General features: G+C 64.8%; 11 protein-coding genes. 5 read left to right on the top strand and 6 right to left on the bottom strand.

From position 1 onward, the window contains the following. The first annotated feature begins 97 nt into the window (after positions 1-97). Positions 98-313 carry a SlyX family protein gene (locus BMY71_RS21920; protein WP_092686155.1) on the top strand — a complete coding sequence of 72 codons (216 nt, stop codon included), beginning with the start codon at positions 98-100 and terminating at the stop codon, positions 311-313. A 161-nt stretch (positions 314-474) separates the two neighbouring features. On the opposite strand, the gene BMY71_RS21925 is transcribed toward BMY71_RS21920, so the two are convergent. From BMY71_RS21925 to BMY71_RS21940, 3 genes are all read right to left on the bottom strand, one after another. Then, a complete protein-coding gene (locus BMY71_RS21925) occupies positions 475-2,013 on the bottom strand; it encodes a class I adenylate-forming enzyme family protein (RefSeq protein ID WP_092686156.1) in 1,539 nt (512 codons plus the stop codon). Positions 2,014-2,381: 368 nt separating this feature from the next. Beyond that, a complete protein-coding gene (locus BMY71_RS21935; RefSeq protein WP_092686157.1) occupies positions 2,382-3,044 on the bottom strand; it encodes a Crp/Fnr family transcriptional regulator in 663 nt (220 codons plus the stop codon). Between the two features lie 238 nt (positions 3,045-3,282). Next, complete coding sequence (locus BMY71_RS21940) at positions 3,283-3,696, bottom strand: DUF3775 domain-containing protein (protein WP_092686158.1); 414 nt, start codon at positions 3,694-3,696, stop codon at positions 3,283-3,285. 130 nt (positions 3,697-3,826) lie between these two features. Here BMY71_RS21940 and BMY71_RS21945 point away from each other — a divergent pair, with 130 nt between their 5' ends. The 3 genes from BMY71_RS21945 to BMY71_RS21955 all read left to right on the top strand — a co-directional run bounded on the left by BMY71_RS21945 (position 3,827) and on the right by BMY71_RS21955 (position 6,328). Further along, positions 3,827-4,675 (top strand): MBL fold metallo-hydrolase, encoded by an 849-nt coding sequence (locus BMY71_RS21945; RefSeq protein WP_092686159.1) that lies wholly within the window; start codon positions 3,827-3,829, stop codon positions 4,673-4,675. 109 nt (positions 4,676-4,784) lie between these two features. Then, positions 4,785-5,627 carry a fumarylacetoacetate hydrolase family protein gene (locus BMY71_RS21950; protein ID WP_011504465.1) on the top strand — a complete coding sequence of 281 codons (843 nt, stop codon included), beginning with the start codon at positions 4,785-4,787 and terminating at the stop codon, positions 5,625-5,627. An 83-nt stretch (positions 5,628-5,710) separates the two neighbouring features. Further along, positions 5,711-6,328 carry a glutathione S-transferase family protein gene (locus BMY71_RS21955; RefSeq protein ID WP_011504466.1) on the top strand — a complete coding sequence of 206 codons (618 nt, stop codon included), beginning with the start codon at positions 5,711-5,713 and terminating at the stop codon, positions 6,326-6,328. Positions 6,329-6,392: 64 nt separating this feature from the next. On the opposite strand, the gene BMY71_RS21960 is transcribed toward BMY71_RS21955, so the two are convergent. Continuing rightward, positions 6,393-6,935 carry a methylated-DNA--[protein]-cysteine S-methyltransferase gene (locus BMY71_RS21960; RefSeq protein WP_092686160.1) on the bottom strand — a complete coding sequence of 181 codons (543 nt, stop codon included), beginning with the start codon at positions 6,933-6,935 and terminating at the stop codon, positions 6,393-6,395. Positions 6,936-6,999: 64 nt separating this feature from the next. Next, positions 7,000-8,109, bottom strand: a complete 1,110-nt coding sequence (locus BMY71_RS21965; RefSeq protein WP_092686161.1) for a glycosyltransferase family 4 protein — start codon at positions 8,107-8,109, stop codon at positions 7,000-7,002. Positions 8,110-8,467: 358 nt separating this feature from the next. Between BMY71_RS21965 and BMY71_RS21970 the strand changes: the two genes are divergently transcribed. Continuing rightward, positions 8,468-9,775, top strand: a complete 1,308-nt coding sequence (locus BMY71_RS21970; RefSeq protein WP_092686162.1) for an NAD(P)H-dependent oxidoreductase — start codon at positions 8,468-8,470, stop codon at positions 9,773-9,775. 88 nt (positions 9,776-9,863) lie between these two features. Here BMY71_RS21970 and BMY71_RS21975 read toward each other — a convergent pair whose 3' ends face one another. Next, positions 9,864-10,445 (bottom strand): hypothetical protein, encoded by a 582-nt coding sequence (locus BMY71_RS21975; RefSeq protein ID WP_092686163.1) that lies wholly within the window; start codon positions 10,443-10,445, stop codon positions 9,864-9,866. Between the last annotated feature and the right edge of the window lie 259 nt (positions 10,446-10,704).

Raw genomic sequence — 10,704 nt, forward strand, 5'->3', positions numbered from 1 at the left:
GCCATTGCGGCGGGGTTTCGCGCGGCGCGCGGGGCTGATAGATCATCGCGCGGACCCGATCCGGTCCGGCGATTCTTTGCAGCATTGGAGCGGTCCGATGGCCGACGATGGATCTTTGAGCGACCGCATCGACGCGCTCGAGATGCGCCTGAGCTATCAGGACGAAACCATCGAGACGTTGAACCAGACCGTGACCGCGCAATGGAAGCAGATCGACACGCTGACGCGGCAGATCGCAGCGCTGAGCGAACGCCTGCAGCAGGCGGAATCCAGCGTCGCCACACCGGCCAACGAACGCCCGCCGCATTATTGAGGGCATCGCCTTCTTCGCGCCCTGCCCTCCCGTTCGTCATTCCGGGGCGCTCGCACAGCGAGCGAACCCGGAATCTCGAGATGTTCACCAGGCCTCGCACGCCAAGCTCTGGATTCCGGGTTCGCGCCTGACGGCGCGTCCCGGAATGACGATCTTCTTGTTCACGACACGGCGCCCGCCGCCAGCCGCTGATCGCGGAGCTCGCGTTTCAGCACCTTGCCGATCGCGCTGCGCGGCAGCGCTTCGGAGAGGACGACCTCGGACAGCCGCTGGGTCTTGCCGACCTTCGCATTGGTCCACGCTTTCAGCTCCGCCGGATCGAGCGTGGCGCCCGGCCGCGCCACAACGAAGGCCACCGGCGTCTCGCCCCAATCTTCGGACGGCATACCAACGACGGCGACTTCGAGCACCGCGGGATGCTGGCTCGCGATCGCCTCGATGTCGCTCGGATAGATGTTGAAGCCGCCGGAGATGATCATGTCCTTCTTGCGGTCCATCAGCGTCAGGAAGCCGTCCTGATCGAAACGTCCGACGTCGCCGGTGCGCACCCAGCGCTGGCCGTCCTTGTCGGTCCAGAACGTTTCGGCGGTCTTCTGCGGCTGATTGAGATAGCCCGTCATCACCACCGCCGAGCGGCCGACGATCTCGCCGATGCTGCCCTGCGGCAAGAAATTGCCGTCCTCGTCGATCAGCCGGATGATGTGGTCGGGCATCGGTTGGCCGACGGTTCCGAGCTTGTCGGGATGTTCGTGCGCGAGCAGCGCGCAGGAGCCGCCGCCCTCGGTCATGCCATAGAACTCGGTGAGGCCACCCGGCCAGCGCGCGAGGATGTCGCGCTTCAGCTCGGCCGCGAACGGCGCCGAGGTGCAGAATTTCATCACGAACGACGACAGCTCGTAGGATCCGAATTCCGGCAGCGCCATGATCCGCCGATACTGCACCGGCACCAGCATCGCGTGGGTGACGCGGTGCTGTTGGGCGAGGTCGAGAAAGCCGCGGGCGTCGAACTTCTTCATCAGCACCAGCGTGCCGCCACCGGCCAGCGTCGGATTGAAACAGACCAGCGTGGTGTTGGAATAAAGCGGCGTCGACAGCAGCGTCACGGCCTCGGGGCCGTAACCGAGCGGATCGAGCTGGCCGTATTGCCGCCAGCGCAGACTGTGGGTGTGCACGATGCCCTTCGGCGTGCCGGTGGTGCCCGACGAATAGATGATGTTGAACACCCATTCCGGATCGACTGAGACCGGCGCCGCCTTCGCGCCTTCGGCTGCGAGCCAGCCCGAGAACGCCGCGCCGCTCGCACCGCCGTCGAGTGCGACGCGTCGCACGGAGGCGTCGATAGCGGCGTCCTTCATCGCCTCGGCGGCGAAGTCGTCGGTGAAAAGAATCTTGGCGCTGGAATCCTTCACCATCGCGGCAAAGTCCTGCGCGGTCGAGGACGGCGCCAGCGGCGCCACGGCGACGCCGACCCGCAACGCGCCGAGGAATGTCGCGGCATATTCGATCGACGACAATGCGCAGATCGAAATCGCATCGGTCGGCTTCACGCCGTCGCGCTGCAGGGCCGCAGCGATACGGTCAATCAGCGCGTCGAATTCCGCGTAACGCAATTTCCGCTCGCCATCGATCACCGCAATGCGGTCCGGACGTGCTTGCGCGGTGTTGCGCACCAGCGCATCGAGGGTGATGAAGTCGGGCATTCTTCCTCCGGTTCGTTTCTTGTTTGCTCTGAAATCGACAAGACACGTCATCCGGAGGCACGCAAAGATGCGCGCACATCAGGTTGACGCTGACTGCGTCGTGAACTCTACCGATTCAACGTCTCTCCCCTCAACCACGCCGCGCCGCTGGCGTAAAGCCGTTCGATCGACTCTCTGAGATCGGGCATGTCACCTCCGATCTGCCGGCCTATCTGGCTCTGCAGATGTGCGAGGCGTCGATAGCCGCCTTGCGCGTGGCGCCACGGTCCAAACGGCGGCATAAAACTCGAGGGGGTGGTGCAGCTGCGCCCGGCTTCGATCTCGGGTCGCAAGCGGCGTCGGCTCCGCTCTGGAAGCCGTCGGTGGGCTCAGCTGCGGACTTCGGAATGGTCCTGCAACATCGCGCTCAGCCGTGGATGCACTTCGATGTTGCGGTCGTAGCTGATCAGGCCGAGCTTGCGAAACTTGTTCATGAAGAAGCTGACGCGCGAGCGCGTGGTGCCGATCATCTCGGCCAGCGTCTCCTGGCTGATATGCGGCGCGATCGGCTGGACGCCACCATTGTCGTCAAGTTTTGAGAGGCGCAGCAGCAACCGCGCAAGACGCTTTTCGCTGGAATTGAAAAGCTGATCGATCAGATCCTCTTCGATCCCGCGATTGCGGAGCAGCAGATGACGGATGAACAGCTCGGCGAATTGCGGCTCGGTGCGCAGCATTTCGATCATCACAGCCTTGCTGATCGACGCGACGACGCAATCGCGCATCGCGATCGTCGTCGCGGAGCGGACCTGCTCGCCGATCAGACAATTATCCCCGAAGAATTGCCCGGAATTGACGAGGCCGGTCGCCGCCTCTCTGCCTTGCGCGGACAATACGACGACCTTGATCCGGCCATCGAGCAGGAAGAACACGCTATCAGCGGCGTCGCCCTGGGAAAAGATCACCTGATCGCGCGCGAAGCGAAGGACCGATTTTCCAACGCCGAGTCTGGCGAGAAAATCGCGATAGTCGAAATCAGCTTCCAGCTTCATCAATCTTCTCCAACTCCACTTCGGAGCTGATGCAGATCGGAAAAGGATAGACCGCCACCGGCTCGAAATGCCGGTAAAAAATCCACACCTCGGAAAGATACCAGGTCGTTGATTTACGGTTTCCGAGCAGATCGCGCAGAGATGGGACGAAGTTATATCGCGGGCGAGACAAACCGCCGCGCGCCGCGACGGCCTAACCGCTTGATAGAATCGCCTGGTGCTCGCCGGACTCTGGCGGTCACACCACCGGCGTGATCCGCTCGTCGTTCCAGGATAGCCCAAACTCATCGAGACCGGCGGCGAGATAATCGCTGAGCAGCGGCTCACCGAGCAGATAACGCGTGGTGCGGCCGTTGCGGCCTTCCGCGGCCTCGCGGCGCAGATCGTCCCAATCCTGGATCGTGCCGTCGCCGCGGCCAAGGCGCATCAGCGCGACCAGATCGATCTGCTCATCCTCGCTCATCGCAGCGATGAAGCCGGCAATCTCCTGCCCGACCGGATCGGTGCCGTTGTCCTCCAGCACGCCGATCATATTGTCGTCGGAGCCGTTCGAACCGGAATCCGGATCGGTGGCGCCTTCCTTGACGTCGTATTCGCGCGCCTTCTCGATCAGGAAACCGACCTTGTCGGTCGAAATCGCGAGTTCGGGCATCGAACAATCTCCCATCATCTGGCGCACCTGCGCCGGCGACTAACGCACCGCGGCGGCAGATGATCCATTGCACCGCTCCGGCAAAACCAGCATGTTCGGGCAAAACACCAACGATCGGGAGAAACGTGGGATGGGCTGGACGATCGGCAAGATCAAGATCACCAAGATCGTCGAGATCGAATCCACCGGAGGCACCCGGTTCATTCTGCCACAGGCGACCAGCGAGGACATCCGGAAGCTGCCATGGTTGATGCCGGATTTCGCAAACGCGGAAGGCCGGCTGAAGATGACGGTGCACGCGCTGGTGATCGAGACTCCGACCAGCCGCATCGTGGTCGACACCTGCATCGGCAACGACAAGCAGGGCCGCAGCGTCCCGACCTGGAACGGTCTCGACAAGCCGTTTCTGCAGAACATGGAAGCGGCGGGCTATCCGGCCGACAGCATCGACCAGGTGATCTGCACGCATCTGCACGTCGATCATGTCGGCTGGAATACCCGGCTGATCGACGGCCATTGGGCGCCGACCTTCGCCAACGCCCGCTACGTGTTCGCCCGCAGCGAATATGAATACTGGAAGACGCACAGCACCGAGGGCGAACACGCTGCGGTGTTTGCGGATTCGATCCAGCCGGTGGTCGATGCCGGCAAAGTCGATCTGGTGGCGAGCGACGCCGCGGTCGCCGACGAGATCACGCTGATCCCGACGCCCGGCCACAGCCCCGGCCATGTCTGCCTGCACATTCGTTCGGACGGCGCGGAGGCGTTGCTCAGCGGCGACGTCGCCCATCACCCGTGCCAGATGGCGCATCTGGATTGGTCGTCGCAGGTCGACTTCGATCCGAAGCAATCGGCCGAGACACGGCGCGCGCTGTTCTCGCGCGTCTCCGACACGCCGACGCTGGTGATCGGCGGTCATTTCGGACCCGGCTACATCAAGCGCGACGGCGACGCTTTTCGTTTGGTGGCAGTGCAATAACAGCGGCCGCGCCGCGGGCTCGCTTGGGCCGCAACCGGTCTCGCCGGTTGAAATTCGCGCGGTGCTGCTCCATGAGGTGTTCAGCAACAAAACTCGGAGGAAGCGCGGCATGAAGCTCGTTCGATATGGTGCGGTTGGCCAGGAGAAACCCGGCCTGATCGACAAATCAGGCCAGTTGCGCGATCTGTCGGCGCAGGTCGCAGACCTTGCCGGCGACGCGTTTGCGCCGGCCAGCCTCGCCAAGCTCGCCGCGATCGATCCTGCAAGCCTGCCCGAAGTGTCCGGCCACCCGCGGATCGGCTCGCCGGTCGGCGGCGCCCCGAAATTCATCGCGATCGGACTGAACTACGCGGATCACGCCGCCGAAGCCAACATGCCGATCCCGGCCGAGCCGATCGTGTTCATGAAAGCGTCGAGCTCGCTGTGCGGCCCGAACGACAATGTCGAAAAGCCGCGCGGCTCGACCAAGCTCGACTGGGAAGTCGAGCTTGCGATCGTGATCGGCACCCGCGCCAAATACGTCTCCGAGGCTGATGCGCTGAACTACGTCGCCGGCTACGCGGTCTGCAACGACGTCTCCGAGCGCGCCTTCCAGCTCGAGCGGCTCGGGCAATGGACCAAGGGCAAGTCACACGACACGTTCGGGCCGCTGGGCCCGTGGCTTGTGACCAAGGACGACATTGCGGACGTCCACGGGCTGGGGATGTGGCTCGACGTCAACGGCAAACGCTGCCAGACCGGTTCGACGGCGACGATGATCTTCAACGTGCCGAAGATCGTGTCGTATCTCTCTGAAGTCATGACACTGCTGCCCGGCGACGTCATCACCACCGGCACGCCGCCCGGCGTCGGCATGGGCATGAAGCCGCCGCAGTTTCTCAACGTCGGCGACGTCGTCACGCTCGGCATCGACGGCCTCGGCGAGCAGAAGCAGACCATCGTCGCTGCGTAGCGCGGCGATACAACGGACGCCATTCTGAGCAACGCGCCGCTCGCGGCGTGCGTCGAAAAGCCTTGTCGTGAAAGGATTTCCTGATGAAGCTCTCTTTCTCGCCCGCCTCGCCGTTCGCACGCAAGGTTCGGATCGCCGCGATCGAACTCGGGCTGATCGACCGGATTGAATTCATCCCGGCCGCGGTCGTGCCCGGTCAGGCCAATGACGACTACATGCGCGACGTCAATCCGCTGAAAAAATTACCGGCGCTGATCCTCGACAATGGCGAAGTTATCATCGACTCCTTCGTGATCGCCGAGTATCTCGACGACCTCGCCGGCGGCGGCAAACTCATCCCGGCGGCGGGGCCGGAGCGCTGGCGGGTGCGCAGCGATCACGCGCTGCTGCAGGGGATGCTGGATTCGATGCTGTTGTGCCGCTACGAAAAGCTGCTGCGGCCGAAGGAGTTGTTCTGGCAGAGCTGGTACGACGATCACTGGTCGCGGGCGTGGACCGGCATGGCGCGTTTCGAACAGAACGATAAGGTCTTGAACGGACAGCTGGATCTCGCGCAGATCACGCTGGTTTGCGTGCTCGGCTATGCGGATTTCCGGTTTCCCGATTGCGGCTGGCGCAAGGCCTATCCGAAACTCGACGCGTTCAACCAGAAAATGCTGGAACGTCCGTCGGTTAAGGTCTCTGTACCGCCGCCGGCCTGAGCCGTCCTTCACATCGAAAAGCATGAGGCGAAGCTGTGGCGCGCAAGGTAGCGCGCGCCACATTTCAGTCGAACAGACTCGGCGTGTAGTTGACCGCCGCGCCCTCGATCGCCAGCAGCTTCAGCTTGGTGGCGACGCCGCCATTGGCAGAAAATCCGCCGGGCTTGCCGCCCGCGGCGAGCACGCGATGGCACGGCACGATGACCGGGACCGGATTGCGGCCGAGCGCCTGCCCGACCTCGCGCGCAAGTTCGACTCCGCCGAGCCGCTTGGCGATGTCGCCATAACTCAGCGTCTGGCCCGGCGGGATGGTTCGCGCGATATCGTAAACCTCGCGCTGGAAATCGGACACGCCGTCGAGGTCGAGATCAATTCCGGTGAGATCGATCGGCGCGCCGGCGAGCAGCGCGACGATGCCGTCGATCGCTTGCTGCACGTGCGGCGGCGGCGCAGCTTCCGGGATGTCGCCGGAGCGCTGGCTGATCCGGGCGCGGGTCTGCGCCTCGCTCTGCTGCGGCAACTGCACCGCGACCACGCCGCGCTCGCCCCAGACGATGCCGCAGCGGCCGATCGCGGTGTCGAACATCGTGTAGTTGCGCGCCGTCATCGGGGATCTCGTTGCTGATCAGCGAGGCAGCATATCCGCGCGAGGCGGAGCGATCCACCCGGTTTCAGCGAGGCTTTGCAGCGCCGCGCTCGATCCGCTCCGCGATCACCGACAGCCATGCGCCGCGCTGCTGCTGCAGACTGCGCGCCCGCACCGCCGCGGCCTTGCGCATCGCCGGCAACGCGTCGATCATGTGGGCAATGCCATTGATCAGCGCATCCTGCTGGAACGGATCGGGCAACACCATTCCGGCGCCGCTGCGCGCGATTTCGTCCGCATAGCCGCAGGCCGCCGAGGCGAGCACCGGCACGCCGGCGAGCAGCGCCTCGCCGATCACCTGCCCGGCCGCTTCGGAGCGCGCGGGGTGCAGCATGAAATCGGCGGTCGCGATCAGGTCCATGACTTCGGCGACGTAGGGGACGATGTGAACCCGGCTCTCGAGATCGAGCCGCACGACGCGGCGATGCAGCCACGGCGCATCCGATCCGGCGATGACGAGATGCAGCTTGGGATACAGCGTCAGCGCCGCGAGGCTGCGGTCGACGCCTTTCAGCTTCGGATCGACCGCGACCGACACCGCGAGCAGTTCGTCGGCGGCGACGCCGAGATCCTTGCGCCCTCGATCCTTGCGCGAATCGCCGGCGCCGAGCTTGCGCGCCGCCGCGTAGCGGTCGTCATGCAGGATCATCGGCAGCACGGTGGCGCGGGACGGCTCGAAATCATAGGCGATGATGTATTCGTCGCGCTGCCGCTCGGTCATGAAGAACAGCCTGGTCGCGGCCGGCGATGCGAACACGGCGCGCTCCAGCGCCAGCCGCGTGCGACGCCGCGGCGGCCACGACCACAGCCGCCATTCGCGCAGAATCGCGGCGCCGTCGGCGGCATAGTGAAAATCGGCGTCCGGAATCCGCTCGAACGACAGCAACGCATCGGGCTCGGCGCGCAGCTTGCGCTCGATCACCCCGCGGGCGAAATCGCGCAGCAGCGCGTGATTGGCGAGTCCGCGCGCGCGCAGCGTCACCAGTTTCAGATCGTCGATCCCCGGCACATCGGCCGACGTCGTGAGCACGGTGACGTCGTGACCGCGCGCCGCAAGATGCCGCGCGATCGCAATGCAATCGCGTTCCTTGCCGCCGAGCTTGTCGAGCTTGAAGATCGCCAGCATGACCTTCATGGGAAACGCCGGCTCATCGAAGGTGCATCCAGATCATCACACTCCCGAACTTATAGCGCGACGCCGCGCTGCGGCGCAACGCGGCCGGGCCGTTGTCGCGGCCCCGAAGCTGCAGTGCATTGCAGCTTTGCGGCAACCGCCTGCCAGTTCGGCGACCGGTGGCGCCGTCGACATCGACAAAACTCCAGGTGACCGGACCGGCGAAACGACCGCCGGAGGGCGAGGAGCGCGCCCTTGCGCGGGTCGCGACCCTTGAGCTACGTGCACGGACGCCTTCGCCTGTCATCCTCTTCGGCCGCAGTCGCGCCACGCCGGATGGGCCGACGCGAATGCGGTGATTTCCAGGATTGGACGGCTCATGAACCTTCATCATCTGCTTGCCGCCCGCGCCGACGCCGGACGGCCGGTTCGCGTCGCACTGATCGGCGCCGGCAAATTCGGCTCGATGTTTCTCGCCCAGACGCCGCACACCCGCGGGCTCGAGGTGGCGGCGATCGTCGATCTCGATCCCGAGCGCGCCCGCGACGCCTGCCGCCATGTCGGCTGGGACGAAGGCAGGATCGCGGCGACGCGCTTCGACAGCGATCCGGCCGCGGCGAATGCCGCCGGCATCGAGGTCGTGGTGGAAGCGACCGGCAATCCCGCCGCCGGCATCCGCCATGCGCGCGCGGCGATCGCCGCCGGCCAGCATGTGGTGATGGTCAATGTCGAGGCCGATGTGCTGGCGGGCCCGCTGCTCGCCGACGAAGCGCGGCGCGCCGGCGTGGTCTATTCGCTGGCCTATGGCGATCAGCCGGCGCTGACCGCCGAGCTGGTGGACTGGGCGCGCGCGACCGGATTCCGCGTCGTCGCCGCCGGCAAGGGCACCAAATATCTGCCGATCTATCACGACGTCACGCCGGCCGGGGTGTGGAGCCATTACGGTCTTTCCGCCGCCGAGGCGCAATCGGCCGGGATGAATCCGCAGATGTTCAACTCGTTTCTCGACGGCACGAAATCCGCGATCGAAATGGCGGCGATCGCCAATGCGACCGGACTCGACGTGCCCGCAGCCGGGCTCGCTTTTCCACCCTGCGGGGTCGACGATCTGCCGCATGTGCTGCGGCCGCGCGCAGATGGCGGGGTGCTGGAGCGATCCGGCATGGTCGAAGTGGTGTCGTCGCTGGAGCGTGACGGCCGACCGGTGTTCCGCGATCTGCGCTGGGGCGTCTATGTGGTGATCGAAGCGCCGAACGATTACGCCGCCGATTGCTTCAGGCAATACGGGCTGAAGACGGATTCGAGCGGCCGCTACGCCGCGATGTACAAGCCGTATCACCTGATCGGGCTCGAGCTCGGCATTTCGGTGCTGTCGGCGGCGCTGCGGCGCGAACCGACCGGGCAGCCGCGCGACTTCCGCGGCGATGTCGTCGCGGTGGCGAAGCGGGATCTGAAAGCCGGCGAAATGCTCGACGGCGAAGGCGGCTATACGGTGTGGGGGAAGTTGATGCGCGCATCCGACAGCCTGACGGCCGGCGCGCTGCCGATCGGGCTCGCGCACCGGGTCAGACTGACCAGCGATGTCGGCCACGGCGGCGTGGTGCGCTGGTGTGACGTCGAGATCGACCAGAACGATCCGACCGTGGCAACCAGGCGGGCGATGGAGCAGGCATTTTCCGGACGCTGAACCACGCGCGCGACGTTCCATCAACAAAAACGCCGCCTCGGCAACGAGGCGGCGTCGGCAATCTGAAGCAATCACCGATCAACGGCGACTATTCGTCGTCGTCGAGCGCTTCGGCGAGCTTGTCGTAGTTCTTCAGCACGAGGTCGATATTGGAGGTGTTCTTCACGGTCGGCCCGGGCGACTTCAGCGCCTCGTTGAGATCCGCCAGCGCCTGCTTCTTGTCGTCGGCCGACATCTTGGTGTCAGCCTCGACGATCGCGATCTGCGCCTTCAGTTCGGCCTCGGGGCCGACATAGGTCTTGGTCTTGGCGTCGACGCCGGCCATCACCATGCTGATGGTTTCGACCACTTCGCTGTACTCGCCGTAATTGGCGAAGCCATATTTCCGGGAGGCCTCGTCGAGCTGCTGGACGATCTTCGCATCGGGCTTCGCCTGGGGGTCATCCGGCATCTTGGCGGCGATCGCATCGATGTCCTTGTGCGCGGCCAGCACATTCTGGATCTGCCTTTCGGTCAGCGCGATTTCCTTCAGCGCGGGTTCGGACGGCGCCGCGGCCTCGGGCGACGGCTTGACCTGGGCCGAGGCCGCTGTGCCGAACGCCGACGCCAAAGCGACAGCGAAACAGCCCGCGACCAATGCAGCGGCGACGGGACGAAAACGATTGCGCATGAAATTTCTCCTCGGTGAACTCGCCTTGCTGGGTCGCGCCCGGCGAATCTCCGGTTCAAGGCCCGGCGAATCTGCCCGGGAATTGGGCCGAAACCCGGGCGGCCAAGAGATCAGCGCCCCACGGGCTTTGCCCGCGTCAGCTCAACGCGCGAGTTTGTGCCTTTGCTCCGGGCTTTAGTCACAAAAAAACGCCGCGACCCTTTAGGGGTTGCGGCGTTTTTGTGTGTTTGATCATCGTGTTGAGGAATGTTTGTCCTTT

Origin of the sequence: Rhodopseudomonas pseudopalustris (assembly GCF_900110435.1) — a bacterium.
GTDB lineage: Bacteria > Pseudomonadota > Alphaproteobacteria > Rhizobiales > Xanthobacteraceae > Rhodopseudomonas > Rhodopseudomonas pseudopalustris.

Excerpts from the sequence above, each read along its gene's own strand:
- BMY71_RS21920 (WP_092686155.1), top strand. The coding sequence starts at position 98 with ATGGCCGACGATGGATCTTTGAGCGACCGCATCGACGCGCTCGAGATG.
- BMY71_RS21925 (WP_092686156.1), bottom strand. The coding sequence starts at position 2,013 with ATGCCCGACTTCATCACCCTCGATGCGCTGGTGCGCAACACCGCGCAA.
- BMY71_RS21935 (WP_092686157.1), bottom strand. The coding sequence starts at position 3,044 with ATGAAGCTGGAAGCTGATTTCGACTATCGCGATTTTCTCGCCAGACTC.
- BMY71_RS21940 (WP_092686158.1), bottom strand. The coding sequence starts at position 3,696 with ATGCCCGAACTCGCGATTTCGACCGACAAGGTCGGTTTCCTGATCGAG.
- BMY71_RS21945 (WP_092686159.1), top strand. The coding sequence starts at position 3,827 with ATGGGCTGGACGATCGGCAAGATCAAGATCACCAAGATCGTCGAGATC.
- BMY71_RS21950 (WP_011504465.1), top strand. The coding sequence starts at position 4,785 with ATGAAGCTCGTTCGATATGGTGCGGTTGGCCAGGAGAAACCCGGCCTG.
- BMY71_RS21955 (WP_011504466.1), top strand. The coding sequence starts at position 5,711 with ATGAAGCTCTCTTTCTCGCCCGCCTCGCCGTTCGCACGCAAGGTTCGG.
- BMY71_RS21960 (WP_092686160.1), bottom strand. The coding sequence starts at position 6,935 with ATGACGGCGCGCAACTACACGATGTTCGACACCGCGATCGGCCGCTGC.
- BMY71_RS21965 (WP_092686161.1), bottom strand. The coding sequence starts at position 8,109 with ATGAAGGTCATGCTGGCGATCTTCAAGCTCGACAAGCTCGGCGGCAAG.
- BMY71_RS21970 (WP_092686162.1), top strand. The coding sequence starts at position 8,468 with ATGAACCTTCATCATCTGCTTGCCGCCCGCGCCGACGCCGGACGGCCG.
- BMY71_RS21975 (WP_092686163.1), bottom strand. The coding sequence starts at position 10,445 with ATGCGCAATCGTTTTCGTCCCGTCGCCGCTGCATTGGTCGCGGGCTGT.